Source organism: Marinoscillum sp. 108, from assembly GCF_902506655.1.
GTDB classification, from domain to species: Bacteria; Bacteroidota; Bacteroidia; order Cytophagales; family Cyclobacteriaceae; genus Marinoscillum; species Marinoscillum luteum.
On record NZ_LR734819.1, the window covers coordinates 51399 to 65765 of the forward strand.

The window sequence follows — 14367 nt, forward strand, 5'->3', positions numbered from 1 at the left end:
GTTCGAAATATTTGACTTTGAGGACAGAAACCTTAGCTTTAAGTTATGTGCAAGCATACGAATCTGACAGCATGGTGTCATTTGCCAAAATAGCAGGCGGCCTTTGGCTGATTTTTTATCTTCTTCATCCAGCAGAAGGACAAGGTTTGATTGGCTTGAAGTCAGGATTCAATTTAGCCGCAGTATCTGATGGGGGTGAACCTTCTCGGCTTGGTCCAGGATATGATTTGAGACTCTTTACATCTCAGGGAATATTTCGAGGAGAGGTTGATATAAGATATGATCTTGGTTACTCGGTGGTAAATATTAGCCAGAAAGTGGCTAGAGAGGACATGCGGCATACTTATGAGCTTCAGCTGAACTACCTGGCCCACTCCTTGACCATTGGTAAGAAAATTGGCTCCCTGGGCGCCCGGCTGGGATTGGAACATGCTTTTCTAGTATCCGGATCAAGCGTCTTTAAGAGGGACTCCTATGTGATAAGGAACGAACAATTGGATGGATACAACAGGCATAATTGGAGTGCTTTGATGACTGTGTTTTATCACCATGAGCGTTGGCTTTTCGAGTTGGCATATTACCATGGCTTTCGGGATCTGATAAGCCCCGGAACCCACCCCTTGAGTGCTTTTCAAGGGCTGGATGAGTTACACAGGTTGGAGTTTTCCGTTGGGTTTGTGATGTTCAAAAAATCAGTTGATGAACACCAAACTAGCTTGAAATCAACTCTTTAATGTCCATCATGAGTTTTTGTGCCAGGTGATCGGCCGTTGATTGGCTATCAGACTCAGCATAGATTCGGATTATGGGTTCGGTATTGGATTTTCTCAGGTGTACCCACTCATTGTCAAACTCTATTTTCAGGCCATCTATGGTCGAAAACTTGTTTTTGGCATACTTCAGCTGGAGGTTCTCCAACACACTGTCCAAATCCAAATTGGCATCCAGCTCAATCTTATTTTTGGAGATGTGATAGCTTGGATAAGTAGCCCTTAGCATGGAGGTGCTTTTGCCAAACTCAGCAAGGTGTGAGAGAAACAAAGCGATCCCTACCAGGGCGTCGCGGCCATAGTGCAACTCGGGCAAGATGACGCCACCATTTCCTTCTCCACCTATTACGGCGTTGGTTTCTTTCATAGCGGTGACCACATTCACTTCTCCCACTGCTGCGGCTTTGTAGGTGTTTCCATGTTTTTCCGTCACATCCTGCAGGGCCCGGGTGGAAGAGAGATTTGAAACCGTATTTCCGCTTTTCTTACCCAGCACATAATCTGCAATGGACACGAGCGTATATTCTTCACCAAATGGAACCCCATCTTCGCAAACCATGACCAGTCTGTCTACGTCTGGATCCACCACAAAACCAAGGTCAAAATCACCACTGGTGATTTCATTGCAGATTTGTGTGATGTTTTCCGGAAGTGGCTCGGGGTTGTGTGGAAAGATGCCATTGGGCTCGCAGAAGAGTTCTGTTACCTCTACTCCCAGCTTGCGGAGGAGCTTAGGTACCGCAATGCCTCCGGTGCTATTCACCCCGTCTACCACTACTTTGAATCCTTTTTCGCGAATGGCTTCAACATTGACCAGGTCAAGTTTTAAAATCTGCTCGATGTGCCAGTCGATGTAGTCGTCTTTGGTCTCTACGGTACCAAATTTCTTTGGGTCCATAAAAAGCAGGTCCGGTGAATCGGCCCATGCCAGCACTTTTTGGCCATCAGCAGCTGTGATGAACTCCCCGTTTTCGTTGAGGAGCTTCAGTGCATTCCACCCGGACGGGTTGTGGCTGGCGGTGAGAATGATACCACCCTGAGCTTTTTCATTGACCACAGCCATTTCTACTGTGGGGGTAGTGGAAAGCCCCAGGTCTACGACATCTATGCCCTGCGCACGTAGGGTATTCTCTACGATGGCCGTGAAGATCACTCCCGAAGGTCTCGCATCTCTTCCGATCACCACTTTGGGCTGATCGTGTGTTTCTTTGATCCACATCCCAAAGCCGGCTGTGAACTTGGCAACATCTATTGGAGTGAGCGTTTCGCCCACTTTTCCGCCTACCGTGCCTCGCAGCCCGGCAATTGATTTAATTAGTGACAATATGATTCTTTTGGTGACAGTACAAAGTTAGAAAAGCAGACTTTGCTGTCGGTTAGACATGTGATTAAATAAAAATAGTCAAATGGAAATTCGGTGCAGTTTAGTTGAATTTAGCCATGAGTTTGTTGACCTCAGAGTCCGGGTTTCCGCAGTTCTCATCCCCACTCATCGTTTTGCCGCAGTAGCCACAGGTGGCACCTTCTTTATTCAAAAAAGGGCTCTGGGAGGCACAGGTTCCTTTGAACTCGCCATTTTTTTTGAATATCAGTCTTACTGACATCAAGATGAAGAATATTGCGATAAATCCAATTCCTAGTAATACGGTAGCCATGAGGTTACAATTTGATGCAAAATTAAAGAATATTTGTAATCTTGTTTGTCTACAACACGCTTAGTTCCTTAAAGATTTCCACATGTCCAGACAATTGTCAAAACCAGACCCCAGACGGGCCGAAAAACTCGTAGCCTTTGACCGCCTGCTTACCATTATGGACGAGCTGCGCGAAAACTGCCCCTGGGATAAGAAGCAAACCATGGAGACCCTTCGCCACCTCACCATTGAGGAGACTTATGAGTTGGGTGATGCCATTTTGGAGAATGATCTGGAGGAGGTGAAAAAGGAACTGGGCGATCTGATGCTTCATATGGTGTTCTACGCCAAAATTGGCGCAGAAAAAGAGGCCTTTGACATTACCGATGTGCTCAATGGGATCTGTGACAAGCTGGTTCATCGACATCCGCACATCTATGGTGATGTGGAGGCAAAAGATGAGCAGGCCGTGAAGGAAAACTGGGAGAAGATCAAACTCAAGGAGAAAGGGAACAAGTCTGTTTTGGGAGGAGTACCTCCATCATTGCCAGCCATGGTGAAAGCCATGAGGATTCAGGAAAAGGCACGTGGCGCAGGGTTTGACTGGGATAAGAAAGAGCAGGTATGGGAAAAGGTAGAAGAGGAAATGCAGGAGTTCAAGGAGGAATTTAACATTGCTGATGAACAAAAGATCAATCGTGAGCGGGCTCAAAATGAATTTGGTGATTTGCTGTTTTCTCTGATCAATTATTCGCGGTTCATAGACATTAATCCTGAGGAGGCCTTGGAGCGAACGAATAAGAAGTTTATTAAGCGGTTCAATTATCTGGAGTCTGAATCAGGAAAAGACGGCAAAACCTTGAGTGAAATGACGCTGGATGAAATGGATGCCTACTGGAACCGCGCCAAGGAACTATAAGTTTAAAGCGAGGCAATTTGGGAGCTCTCCCTGTTTTTGATTATTTTCATTGCTCATTAACCTAAATTTTTTCAACTATGAATGAACTTAAAATCAATCATCTCGCAGTACTCGTTTCCGTCATCTGGATGTTCGTACTTGGATTTTTGTGGTACGGTCCGCTGTTTGGCGAGTCCTGGATGAGTATGGTAGGACTTACCATGGAAGATGCTCAGGCCAACCCTCCTGGTGCTGGCGTGTGGATCACCAACGTGATCTCCAGTGTGGTTCCTGTGTATTTAATGGCCTGGTTTTTTGTGAAGATGGATGTACGGTCCCTGGTAGCCGGAGCTATTCACGGATTCCTCATTGGCTTTGCCTTCAATTTACTGCCAGGGATGTCAGGAGGCATGTTTTCGGGCGATCCGTATGCATTGGCGTGGCTTGAGGGAGGTTTTCAGGTGGTAGGATGGGCAGTGTCGGGTATGATACTGGGTGCCTGGACCAAGACCAAATAATTTCAAAACTTAATGGCAGGCGCAGGGTTTTTACCTCATGCGTATACTTGTTAGTACCCGGGTGCAGGCTTCCTGCCTGGTGGTGAAGTCTGGCTTCACGGAGCAGCTTTTTTTGTCTTTGAACCCCCCGTTTCCTCCTGTAAAACTACTGAGGTTTGACGGGTGTGAGAAAGGAGATTGGGTGGCTCTTGATTTGAATTTCCTTCTTTTCAGGCAGCAGTGGATCAGTGAGATCACAGAGGTGTCTGAGGAGGCAGCGAGCTGGAGTTTTGTAGATATCGGCAGAAAGCTGCCTTTCTTCCTAAAAACATGGGAGCATCGGCATTCCGTCAAGCAGGTGGGTGAAGGTGCCGAAATTGTGGATGCCATTCGATTTACAACTGGCTCACTCGTATCTGACCTGTTACTTTACCCGATCCTTTGGGTTCAGTTTCTGTATAGAAAACCCATTTATAAGCGGTGGTTTAACAAAAAGCCCGCCTGAAAACTTTCAGGTGGGCTTTTTACTGATACATTGATCAATATATTTTAAGCGTCTTTCCATTTAATGGTACATCCGATCGCTCGCTGTGTGGTAATAGCGGGTTTCTTGCCGGCTAAAAGGGCATCAATGGCGGCCTCCACATATTTTTGTTTCACATCAGATGCTTCTCTGGGGCTATCATCAATGGCTCCAATGTATTCTACCTTGAACTTGCCGTCCGCCTCTTTATTGAGCACATAGACGTGTGGTGTTTTGGACGCGCCAAACGCGGATGCAACTGCCTGGCTGTCATCCCTCAAATAAGGGAAAGAATATCCTTTTTCCTTTGATCGTGCCATCATCTCCTCCATGGAGTCTTCCGGTTGCTTGCTAACATCATTAGGGTTGATAGCGATCACCGGAAAGCCTTTGGACGCATACTTCTGATCCAGCTGGATTATTCTTTGCTCGTAGAGTTTTGCGTAGGGACAGGTGTTGCAGGTGAAAACTACAACGAATCCTTTTGCGGATTTATAATCTGCCAGCGAAACCATGGCACCATCCACATTTTTGAGTTTAAAGTCCGAGGCGTAGTCCCCAACTCCATAGCCATCTTCCGGCGTGTCGGTGGCACTCACGAATAAAACAGCCACAGTAACCAGCAAACCAGTCACTAATAAGAATGTCCTTTTCATATTTTCAGTCATTTTGAAGTTAATTTATTCACTACATTATCCAGCTCTTGCTTTTCGAAGCTGCTCTCGTAAAAATATCTATTTCCTTTTTTATCTATAAACAATGTTGCCGGAATGGCACCACTCCAGCTATTGTCTATAGAGGTAATGTATTTGTCGTAATCTTTTTCGTCCAAAAGGTAGGTAGAGAGGCCGACCTCCTTTTTCTCTAAAATTCTCCTGGCTTTTTCTATGTCCTCCGGGAAGTCAAGGCTTACCAAAATGACCTGGGTATCGCCCTGGGTACCCAAAGCATTGAAGTAGCCAAGTTCTTTTACACAAGGACCACACCACGAAGCCCAAAAGTTGAACACCTTCAGGTTGCCTGTATTTGTGTTGATGAGTTGCTCGAGTTCGGGAAGCTTAATAGGCCGTATTTCCTGTGCCGAAGCTACGCCTATGAAAAGCGTGCAAAATAGAATTAGGATTTTTTTCATTCTATGGTACGCATACGTGAAACCAACGATTTTGTTTAATCAACGGTGTCTTAATTGCACTTTTCCAATAGATGATGTAGTACAAATATGAACACGTTTGAGGTCATTTTTTTAATTGACCAGAATGGATTGGGTGACAGCCAAAAGGGCATACGGGAATGGGGAGGAGCCGCGATAAATGGTCAGATGAGGCCTGGGCTAAGATTGGGCTGTGGCTTTAACAAAAAGAGATCAGTAATCGAAATTTGAGATTTGATATTTATGCACATTTTATTCACTTTATCCACAACCCCTAAAAAAACGACCATAAATACCTGTAAAACAGATACTTATGTCGATGTACCTCAATGAAATATTTGTGGATAAGTTCAAAATTTTTCTGAAGAACAATAACCAGCACAAATTCTTAAGGTATTGATGTTCAGTCGGTTGAATTTTTCACTACTCTTTGGTCTGACGAATGAGCTTCTTACGATAGGCGTTGAATATCCTTGATTTGGAGATAAAGCCCAGATACTTTCCATTGTCTATAACGGGTAGGTTCCATGCTTGTGTGAGCTCAAACTTATTCATCACGGATTGCATTTTTTCCTGAGGGTTGAGATAGGCCGGAGGCTTCTGCATGATGGTTTTCACTACTACATTGGCCTGTTTTTCAGGGTCAAACATGATTTCCCGGATGTGATCCAGGGTCACGATTCCCTCCAGTTCGTTCCGATCATTGACCACCGGGAAGATGTTTCGCTTGCTCTTTTTGACCAGCCCTACCAATTCCTGAAGCTTAGCGTCGGGGTGAATGGTTAACAAGTCCTTCTCTACAATTTTCTTGAGGTCGATCAGGCTGAGTACAATCAGGTCACTGTCGTACTGGATCAAGTCTCCCTTTTCGATGAGGTTTTTGGTATAGATACTGTGTTTTTCGAAGTAGGAGATGGTGGTGAAGCTGATGGCTGAAACTAGCATCAGTGGGACAAAGAGCATATAACCACTGGTGATCTCTGCAATGAGGAATATGGCCGTAAGTGGAGCATGCAGTACCCCACTCATGACCCCACACATACCTACGAGGGTGAAGTTGCTGGCGCTAATATTGCTACTTGGCAAGATGAACTGCACCACCCTTGAAAACAGGAACCCTGTGACACCACCCATAAACAATGATGGAGCGAATACTCCCCCACTACCACCTGAACCCAGAGTGAGTGCTGTGGCAAAAGGCTTGGCCAAAATGACGAGAAGCAGAATGCCTATAACGATAAGCTCCTGATCAGCCAGGCCATAAAAAAAGCTGCCACTCAGAAATTTAACTTCATTGCCCTGCAGCAGGCTTTTGATGGACTCATAGCCCTCGCCGTAGATGGGCGGAAACACGAAAATGATCAAAGCAAGCGCCAGGCCGCCAAAGATGGCACGGCCGTATTGATTTCTGATGTTCTCTACAGCGCCTTCCACCAGATAGGTAATCCGGATAAAGTATAGGGATGCCATGCCTGATGCAATTCCCAGCAAAATGTACCAGGGAGTATCCCTGGCCGAAAAGGTATCCACCAGCTTAAAAGAGAACAGGATGTCTTCTCCCAGTAAAACGATGGAGACCAGTTGTCCACTTACTGAGGCAATGAGGATCGGGATGAATTTGCTGATTTTAACTTCCGTCAAGATGACCTCAATCGCAAAAATGACTCCTGCGATGGGAGAATTAAAGATGGCAGAGATAGCACCGGCAGCACCGCAGCCTATGAGCAGGGTTCTTTTCTTGTAATCGAGGTGGACAAACTGCCCGAAGTTGGATCCGATGGCCGAGCCCGTGACTACAATGGGAGCCTCCAACCCCACCGAGCCTCCGAAGCCCACTGTGATGGCGCTTTTCAGCATGTTGGACATCATGTATCGTTTACGGATGCGGCTGGAGCTCTTGGAGATGGCCCGGAGAATACGGGTGATGCCATGACCTGGCGTATCTCTTACCACAAATTTACGGACGAGTACCGTCAAAAGAATGCCTATGACCGGGTAGACGATGTATAGGTAGTTGATGCGGGTGACATCTATATTTTGCTGCAAAAGCTGCTGTACATAATGCACTGTACTCTTGAGGGTGACCGCCGCCAGACCTGCCGTGAGACCGATCACGCTCGCAACAATCAAGATAAAATTGTTGTCACTGATGTGTTTCAGTCGCCAGACCAAAAACGTCATCATCAAGCCGGAAAACTTTATTTTTTTGTTTGGCACCTTGCCACAAAGGTATAATTTTCAGATTCAGGATAACTTTAATACAAAGTAAAAAAGACCATGGACTTTACCCAAATAAAGGAGACCTGCTTATATGTTCGTGATTTGGACCAGACCAGACATTTTTATGAAGGGATTTTAGGCTTGAAAGTCATTTCACATCAGAAGCAACGACATGTTTTTTTCAGGCTTGGCTCCTCGGTGCTGTTGTGCTTCAACCCTGAGGCTACCAGAAATGAAACCATGCTGCCACCACACTTTGCTGATGGGAAGCAGCACATTGCTTTTGAAGTAGCACCTAAGGATTATGAAGGTGTGAAAAAAAGCATAATAGACTTGGGCGTGACCATTACTCATGAGCAGGAATGGAGGCCTTCTGTCCGTTCTTTCTATTTTGAAGACCCGGATGGTCACGTGTTGGAGATCGTGCCGGCGGGGATGTGGGATTAGGAGGTTAGATGACTAAGCCGTTGACTTTTTCGAGTGCTTCTTCCACATATTTGAAGGTGGAGAGAATTTCGGGCTTTCCATCTACCACAGCTACATTGTGTTCGAAGTGCGCTGAAGGCATTTTGTCTGCCGTCACGATGGTCCAGCCGTCGGAAAGTTGAATAACCCGCCGGGTACCCATGTTGATCATAGGTTCTATGGCGATCACCAGACCCTCCTTTATCTTGGAGCCATGTCCTCTTTTGCCATAGTTGGGCACTTCCGGAGATTCGTGCATTTTCTTACCCAGTCCATGCCCTACCAGCTCACGCACCACTCCATATCCAAAGCTCTCCGTGTAATTTTGAATGGCATAGCCTATGTCACCCATCCTGTTACCTGCCACGGTCTGGGCAATTCCCAGGTAGAGGCTCTCTTTGGTGACTTTCAGGAGTTGTTTGATATCGTCGCTAACCTCACCTACAGCAAACGTATAGGCGTGATCACCATAATAGCCATTTTTCAGAGCGCCAATGTCCATGCCCACAATGTCCCCTTCCTGTAGAGGACGGTTGGTAGGGATGCCATGCACCACTTGCTCATTGACTGAAGTAATAATGGTATTGGGATAATCATAAAGGCCCAGAAAACCTGGAACGGCTCCTGAATCTCTGATGTACTCTTCTGCGATCTTGTCCAACTCCAGTGGAGTGATGCCGGGCCGAATGTGCTCGGCCATAAGTGCCAGCGTTTTAGACACTATCAGTGCACTCTGCCGAATGAGTTCTATCTCTTCTTTGGACTTGTAATGGATCATATACCGTGAAAATGGGAGCACAAAAGTAATAAAAAAACCCTCCCGATAAAGGTGAGGGTTTTTTTGATTTGCTATATGAAAGTTATTTAAATAGGATTAAGATTTTGTCACACCTTCCAGTACTTCTTTGATGTCAACTCTTTTGCCATCTTTGAAAGACACGATGAAAGCGTCTTTAACACCCATTTCACGCAGGTATTTTTTGAAAGTATCAGCTTCCCAATAGTCTCTGAATGCACCGATGGTGAATTTGTTCAGGTTACCATCTTTCTCCTGAGAGAAGTTTTTGGCCTGATCAAATTTGGCCAGATCTTTTTTGGCGTATGCCCCGATCTGTACTTTGAAAACCACACCAACGTTTTCGTTGATTCCGCCCTGATCCGCATTGGCCGGTACGGCTGGTCTCGTGTTGGCTTCAGCCAACTCATCTCTGAGTTTGGACACCTGAGCCTGATAAGATGAAATTTGCTCATCCTTGTCAGCCAATTTGTCATCTACTCCAGCTAGCTCATTCTTCAGGCTGGCTGTCTGACTTTTAAGAGATTTATTTTCTTCTATAAGCACTTTGTACTGTTCTGGCTCCAGCGCTTTGATTCTCTTTTTCCACTCTTTTTGTTCGCTTTTCGACATTTGAGCTGAGGCGTTAAAACCTACAGTTACGAAAAATACCAGGAGTAATAATGTGACGATCCTTTTCATGTTTTAATCTATTGATTCATAATTAATTACATAACTAGTACTAAAGTACTAAAATAACTAAAAAAAACGCAAATTTTTACGACTTCAAGCTACCAATCATATCTTCGGGTTTCACCCACTCATCGAACTGCTCGCTGGTGAGCAGACCCAGTTGAATCGCTGCTTCGCGAAGGGTAGAACCTTCTTTATGTGCTTTTTTCGCAATTTTAGCGGCATTTTCATAGCCAATATGAGTATTCAATGCCGTGACTAACATAAGGGAATTTTCTAGTTTTTCCTTAATCACCGGATAATTTGGTTCGATACCTATGGCACAATGGTCATTGAAAGATTCGCAGGCATCACCCAAAAGACGCGCGGAAGTGAGCAGATTGTAAACCATCATGGGTTTAAAGACATTCAACTCAAACTGTCCGTAGATGCCACCGGCAGATACCGCCACATCATTTCCGAGCACCTGAGCACATACCATGGTGAGGGCTTCACACTGCGTAGGGTTGACTTTACCCGGCATGATAGAGGAGCCCGGCTCGTTTTCGGGGATGGTGATCTCACCAATACCACTTCTGGGTCCGGAGCAAAGCATACGAATGTCGTTACCGATTTTCATCAGGCTCACGGCCAGTTGTTTTAGGGCGCCATGGGTTTCTACGATGGCGTCATGTGCGGCTAGCGCCTCAAATTTGTTTTCGGCAGTGACAAATGGAAGCCCGGCATTCTGTGCTATTTTTTGAGCTACCAGCACATCGTAACCTGCAGGCGTGTTGAGGCCTGTGCCCACAGCAGTACCTCCCAATGCCAACTCACTGAGGTGTTCCAGCGTGTTATTGAGTGCCTTTAAGCTGTGATCAAGTTGTGATACATAGCCAGAGAATTCCTGACCCAGGCTCAGCGGGGTAGCATCCATAAAGTGGGTACGCCCGATCTTCACCACATGTTGGAATGCGTCAGACTTGGCCTTGAGGGTGTCTCTCAGTTTTTTCACCCGTGGTACGGTGTGCTCCACTACTATTTTGTAGGAAGCGATGTGCATGGCCGTAGGAAAGGTATCATTGGATGATTGACTTTTGTTGACATCATCATTGGGGTGAATGAATTTCTTCTCGTCACTCAGTTTGCCTCCGTTCAGCACATGTGCCCGGTTGGCGATCACCTCGTTACAGTTCATGTTGGACTGTGTGCCGGATCCTGTCTGCCAAATGACCAAAGGGAACTGATCATCCAGCTGACCTGTGAGGATTTCATCACAGACTTTCCCGATCAAATCAGATTTCTCTTTGGGCAGTACACCCAGTTCCAGATTGGCTTGAGCAGCAGATTTTTTCAGGATGGCAAAAGCCTGAATGATCTCCAGAGGCATGAGCATGTTAGCACCTCCTATTTTGAAGTTTTCTCTGGATCGTTGTGTCTGGGCTCCCCAGTACTTGTCAGCAGGGACTTGTACCTCCCCCATTGTGTCGTGTTCTATGCGAATCTCCATGTTTTGAGAATGTGTTTTCAATGAAATGACTTAGACAAAATTAACACAAACTTGCTGACGTTTGCCCGTAAATAGAACTGAATTGTCTCTTTGCCGTTTTAGTAGTAGGTTTGCGTAGTTTAGAATTATTCTAAATAGATGAAAAGCACAAAAGTTCTCATTTCTGACTTTCAGTTTCTAACAAGAGCAGGACTCATTCACCTCATTGGAGAGAAGGAGGAGTTTGAGCTATTGGGTACTGTGGAAGAGCCCGAAAATCTGCTGGGTGCCGTCTTATCACACCATCCGGATGTGCTCCTGATGGACTATAAAAGTCAGGACCCGGTGCTCCTTTCTTTATTGAAGCAAGTAGTCAATTCTCAGGCGACCAATGTATTGATCATTACCAACGAAGATAACCGTCAGGCGATCAAGGATCTGTTGGAGTTGGGGATCAAAGGGATAGTGACGAAGAACTGCAGCCGTCAGGAGATTTTAAACGCCATTGAATCGGTGGCGCTTAACACCCGCTTTTACTGCAACAGAATTCTGGATTTGCTGGTGGAGGAAGATAAGCGAGCTCGTGAGAATAATTGTGAACCCACGGAGCTGTCACCCAGAGAATACGAGGTGCTGAACCTGATTACGAAAGGATACCGAACGGCCGACATAGCTGAAACGCTGCATCTGAGTGTTCACACGATCAATTCACACAGAAAGAATATTCTCAAGAAACTCAACCTTAAATCACCAACGGAACTTATCGTCTATGCCATGGAAAGTGGACTGGTCAAAGTATGATATAAGTCATGACATTTCACTAGAAATCGCTATTGCTAATGCCGGAATACCTCAGTTATTTTGCAACCAAATAATATGCTGACACTAGATACCCTAAAAACCAACCAAAGTGTGACCATCAAAGCCCTTACTCAAAATGGGCTTACCTCTAAGTTGATGGATATGGGGATGTATCCGGGTAAATCTGTGCAGATAGTTTTTAGGGCTCCTTTTGGAGGCCCTATCGCCGTGGATCTGGATGGCTACACGCTCTCTCTAAGAATAGACGAGGCATCACTTGTAGAGGTGGAATAAGATGAAAATTGCATTGGTTGGGAATCCCAACTCAGGTAAAACTTCTGTTTTTAATCAACTCACCGGTCTCAATCAGAAGATCGGGAATTTCCCTGGGGTGACCGTAGATAAGAAATCGGGTATCCTCAAGCGATCACATACTCCCCACGAAATCATAGACCTGCCGGGCATCTACAGCCTCTATCCCAAGACGCAGGATGAGCAGGTGGTATACGATATCCTGGGCAATCAGCAGCACGCGGATTATCCGGACCGGATTGTGGTGGTAGTGGATGCTTCTAACCTGGAGCGAAACCTCCTGCTTTTTACTCAGGTGCTGGACATGGGTGTGCCTGTGACCATGGCGCTGAACATGACCGACATTGCGGACAAGAAAGGGTTGGTGATAGATACCGAAAAGCTCAGCGAGTTATTGGGAGGTGTGCAAATAGTGCCAATCGTGGCTCGGACAGGGGTGGGCATTAATGAATTGGTAGACGAAATAATCAGTCATAAACCTCATCAGGCGTCTCAGCCATTTTTGGGTGGAGAGTTTGACAAAGGACAGTTTCTGATCACTGATAACACTGAACAAAAAACGAGGGTAGAGAAGCGCTACCGAAAGATTACACAGATCTTGAAGTTTGTTGTGAAACAAAAGCCTGTCAGGAAATCAATCATCAACCGCCATAGGGCAGTGGATCGTGTGCTGACGCATCCGGTTTTTGGCTATTTGATTTTCCTTGGCATTCTATTAATGATTTTCCAGGCGATTTACGCCTGGGCGGAGTGGCCAATGGATCTTATCGACACGCTCTTCTTGTCCATGAGCAAGTGGGTGAAAAACACCTTGCCGGAAGGCCTTCTCACGAATCTCATAGCCGAAGGAATCGTTCCCGGGCTGGGAGGTGTGGTGATTTTCATCCCGCAGATCACCTTGCTTTTCGGGTTCATTTTTATCCTGGAAGAAACGGGCTATATGAGCCGGGTGGTTTTTATTCTGGACAGATTCATGCGTCCATTTGGACTCAATGGAAGAAGTGTGGTTCCGCTCATATCGGGTGTGGCATGTGCCATTCCGGCCATTATGGCTACCCGTACCATTGACAATTGGAAGGAACGCCTGATCACCATTATGGTCACACCACTGATGAGCTGTTCTGCTCGTTTGCCGGTTTATACCCTCTTGATTGCTCTGGTGGTGCCGGATACATTTATAGGCCCTTTCAATCTCAAAGGCCTTGTACTGCTTGGTCTATACCTCATAGGTTTGGTGGCGGCATTGCTCATTGCGTTGATCTTTAAGTTTTTCATCCAGACCAAAGAGAAGAGCTTTTTGGTGATGGAGTTGCCGCTTTACAAAATGCCCAGATGGAATAATCTGGTGATCACCTTATGGGAAAAAGTAAGACTTTTCGTATTTGATGCCGGCAAAGTCATTTTTAGCATTTCCATTATCCTTTGGGTGTTGGCTTCCTTTGGGCCGGGTGACCGGATAGAGGAGGCAGTTGCTGCTATCCCCGAACCCACCTCTGAGGTGAGCCAGGAGGAGTTTGAGCAGCAGGTAGCTTCAGTGAGTTTGGCCAATTCTTACATTGGTATTTTGGGGCATGCCATTGAGCCGGTGATCAGACCTTTGGGATACAACTGGCAGATTGGCATTGCGCTTATCACCTCATTTGCTGCGCGTGAAGTCTTCGTGGGCTCTATGGCCACCATCTATAGTGTGGGCGAAAACTTTGATACGGAGCGAACCCTCCTGGAGCGGATGCGGTCTGAAAAAAATAGTTTGACAGGTAGGCCGGTTTACACTTTGGCTTCAGGTTTATCACTGATGATCTTTTACGCCTTTGCCATGCAATGCATGAGTACACTGGCGATTGTGTTGCGTGAAACTAAAAACTGGAAATATCCATTGATACAATTAGTTTACATGACCGGGTTGGCCTATGTCGCTGCATTGATCACTTATCAATTGCTGAAATGATACAGACAGTTATTGTAATAACCCTTTTTCTGGCTGCAGCCTTCTGGCTGGGCAGAAAGCTTTATTTGAACTTCTCTGGTAAGCAGAGCCCCGGCTGTGAAAAGTGTGCTGCCAAGGAGCTCGCCCGACGCTAATTTCCTCACTACTTCTAGTGATTCATTTGACTATCCATAGCTATTGATTGCTGTGGTTTTTACCTCCAATTTTGCTATT

Annotated in this window: 16 protein-coding genes; 8 read left to right on the plus strand and 8 right to left on the minus strand. The window is 45.9% G+C overall.

Annotated elements, in window-relative coordinates; translation table 11 throughout:
* The first annotated feature begins 47 nt into the window (after window positions 1-47).
* Window positions 48-734, plus strand: a complete 687-nt coding sequence (locus GV030_RS20815) for a hypothetical protein (protein ID WP_159585326.1) — start codon at window positions 48-50, stop codon at window positions 732-734.
* Here the strand turns inward: GV030_RS20815 and glmM are convergent.
* On the minus strand, window positions 712-2094 hold the full coding sequence (gene glmM / locus GV030_RS20820) for a phosphoglucosamine mutase (RefSeq protein ID WP_159585328.1): 1383 nt from the start codon (window positions 2092-2094) through the stop codon (window positions 712-714). The genes GV030_RS20815 and glmM overlap by 23 nt on opposite strands.
* 100 nt (window positions 2095-2194) lie before the next feature.
* Window positions 2195-2425, minus strand: coding sequence for a hypothetical protein (locus GV030_RS20825; protein WP_159585330.1), 231 nt, complete (start codon window positions 2423-2425; stop codon window positions 2195-2197).
* An 82-nt stretch (window positions 2426-2507) separates the two neighbouring features.
* On the opposite strand from GV030_RS20825, the gene mazG reads away from it, so the two are divergent.
* The 3 genes from mazG to GV030_RS20840 all read left to right on the plus strand — a co-directional run bounded on the left by mazG (window position 2508) and on the right by GV030_RS20840 (window position 4304).
* On the plus strand, window positions 2508-3323 hold the full coding sequence (gene mazG, locus GV030_RS20830; protein WP_159585332.1) for a nucleoside triphosphate pyrophosphohydrolase: 816 nt from the start codon (window positions 2508-2510) through the stop codon (window positions 3321-3323).
* 77 nt (window positions 3324-3400) lie between these two features.
* The gene (locus tag GV030_RS20835) at window positions 3401-3820 is read left to right on the plus strand and encodes a DUF1761 domain-containing protein (protein WP_159585334.1); all 420 of its coding nucleotides are present in this window, start codon (window positions 3401-3403) and stop codon (window positions 3818-3820) included.
* A gap of 37 nt (window positions 3821-3857) precedes the next feature.
* Window positions 3858-4304, plus strand: a complete 447-nt coding sequence (locus GV030_RS20840) for a hypothetical protein (RefSeq protein ID WP_159585336.1) — start codon at window positions 3858-3860, stop codon at window positions 4302-4304.
* A gap of 44 nt (window positions 4305-4348) precedes the next feature.
* Here GV030_RS20840 and GV030_RS20845 read toward each other — a convergent pair whose 3' ends face one another.
* The 3 genes from GV030_RS20845 to GV030_RS20855 all read right to left on the minus strand — a co-directional run bounded on the left by GV030_RS20845 (window position 4349) and on the right by GV030_RS20855 (window position 7656).
* The gene (locus GV030_RS20845; RefSeq protein ID WP_159585338.1) at window positions 4349-4978 is read right to left on the minus strand and encodes a thioredoxin family protein; all 630 of its coding nucleotides are present in this window, start codon (window positions 4976-4978) and stop codon (window positions 4349-4351) included.
* Between the two features lie 8 nt (window positions 4979-4986).
* Entirely contained in the window at window positions 4987-5454 is a 468-nt protein-coding gene (locus tag GV030_RS20850) for a TlpA disulfide reductase family protein (protein WP_159585340.1), read from the minus strand.
* 441 nt (window positions 5455-5895) lie between these two features.
* The gene (locus GV030_RS20855) at window positions 5896-7656 is read right to left on the minus strand and encodes a chloride channel protein (RefSeq protein ID WP_159585342.1); all 1761 of its coding nucleotides are present in this window, start codon (window positions 7654-7656) and stop codon (window positions 5896-5898) included.
* Between the two features lie 93 nt (window positions 7657-7749).
* Here GV030_RS20855 and GV030_RS20860 point away from each other — a divergent pair, with 93 nt between their 5' ends.
* On the plus strand, window positions 7750-8139 hold the full coding sequence (locus GV030_RS20860) for a VOC family protein (RefSeq protein WP_159585344.1): 390 nt from the start codon (window positions 7750-7752) through the stop codon (window positions 8137-8139).
* A 4-nt stretch (window positions 8140-8143) separates the two neighbouring features.
* On the opposite strand, the gene map is transcribed toward GV030_RS20860, so the two are convergent.
* From map to fumC, 3 genes are all read right to left on the minus strand, one after another.
* On the minus strand, window positions 8144-8935 hold the full coding sequence (gene map / locus GV030_RS20865; protein WP_159585346.1) for a type I methionyl aminopeptidase: 792 nt from the start codon (window positions 8933-8935) through the stop codon (window positions 8144-8146).
* A 96-nt stretch (window positions 8936-9031) separates the two neighbouring features.
* Window positions 9032-9634 carry an SPOR domain-containing protein gene (locus GV030_RS20870; protein WP_159585348.1) on the minus strand — a complete coding sequence of 201 codons (603 nt, stop codon included), beginning with the start codon at window positions 9632-9634 and terminating at the stop codon, window positions 9032-9034.
* 76 nt (window positions 9635-9710) lie between these two features.
* Window positions 9711-11114, minus strand: a complete 1404-nt coding sequence (gene fumC, locus GV030_RS20875) for a class II fumarate hydratase (protein ID WP_159585561.1) — start codon at window positions 11112-11114, stop codon at window positions 9711-9713.
* Between the two features lie 138 nt (window positions 11115-11252).
* Here fumC and GV030_RS20880 point away from each other — a divergent pair, with 138 nt between their 5' ends.
* The 3 genes from GV030_RS20880 (at window position 11253) to feoB (ending at window position 14154) form a co-directional block, all read left to right on the plus strand.
* Window positions 11253-11894, plus strand: a complete 642-nt coding sequence (locus GV030_RS20880) for a response regulator transcription factor (protein WP_159585350.1) — start codon at window positions 11253-11255, stop codon at window positions 11892-11894.
* Window positions 11895-11969: 75 nt separating this feature from the next.
* Entirely contained in the window at window positions 11970-12188 is a 219-nt protein-coding gene (locus tag GV030_RS20885) for a FeoA family protein (protein WP_159585352.1), read from the plus strand.
* Between the two features lies 1 nt (window position 12189).
* A complete protein-coding gene (feoB, locus tag GV030_RS20890; protein WP_159585354.1) occupies window positions 12190-14154 on the plus strand; it encodes a ferrous iron transport protein B in 1965 nt (654 codons plus the stop codon).
* The last annotated feature ends 213 nt before the right edge of the window (window positions 14155-14367 follow it).

What these genes read in the sequence shown, in the direction of transcription:
- GV030_RS20855 (WP_159585342.1), bottom strand. Translation starts at nt 7,656, where the DNA reads ATGATGACGTTTTTGGTCTGGCGACTGAAACACATCAGTGACAACAAT.
- GV030_RS20845 (WP_159585338.1), bottom strand. Translation starts at nt 4,978, where the DNA reads ATGAAAAGGACATTCTTATTAGTGACTGGTTTGCTGGTTACTGTGGCT.
- GV030_RS20825 (WP_159585330.1), bottom strand. Translation starts at nt 2,425, where the DNA reads ATGGCTACCGTATTACTAGGAATTGGATTTATCGCAATATTCTTCATC.
- GV030_RS20885 (WP_159585352.1), top strand. Translation starts at nt 11,970, where the DNA reads ATGCTGACACTAGATACCCTAAAAACCAACCAAAGTGTGACCATCAAA.
- mazG (WP_159585332.1), top strand. Translation starts at nt 2,508, where the DNA reads ATGTCCAGACAATTGTCAAAACCAGACCCCAGACGGGCCGAAAAACTC.
- GV030_RS20870 (WP_159585348.1), bottom strand. Translation starts at nt 9,634, where the DNA reads ATGAAAAGGATCGTCACATTATTACTCCTGGTATTTTTCGTAACTGTA.
- feoB (WP_159585354.1), top strand. Translation starts at nt 12,190, where the DNA reads ATGAAAATTGCATTGGTTGGGAATCCCAACTCAGGTAAAACTTCTGTT.
- map (WP_159585346.1), bottom strand. Translation starts at nt 8,935, where the DNA reads ATGATCCATTACAAGTCCAAAGAAGAGATAGAACTCATTCGGCAGAGT.
- GV030_RS20860 (WP_159585344.1), top strand. Translation starts at nt 7,750, where the DNA reads ATGGACTTTACCCAAATAAAGGAGACCTGCTTATATGTTCGTGATTTG.
- GV030_RS20880 (WP_159585350.1), top strand. Translation starts at nt 11,253, where the DNA reads ATGAAAAGCACAAAAGTTCTCATTTCTGACTTTCAGTTTCTAACAAGA.
- GV030_RS20840 (WP_159585336.1), top strand. Translation starts at nt 3,858, where the DNA reads ATGCGTATACTTGTTAGTACCCGGGTGCAGGCTTCCTGCCTGGTGGTG.
- GV030_RS20850 (WP_159585340.1), bottom strand. Translation starts at nt 5,454, where the DNA reads ATGAAAAAAATCCTAATTCTATTTTGCACGCTTTTCATAGGCGTAGCT.
- GV030_RS20835 (WP_159585334.1), top strand. Translation starts at nt 3,401, where the DNA reads ATGAATGAACTTAAAATCAATCATCTCGCAGTACTCGTTTCCGTCATC.
- fumC (WP_159585561.1), bottom strand. Translation starts at nt 11,114, where the DNA reads ATGGAGATTCGCATAGAACACGACACAATGGGGGAGGTACAAGTCCCT.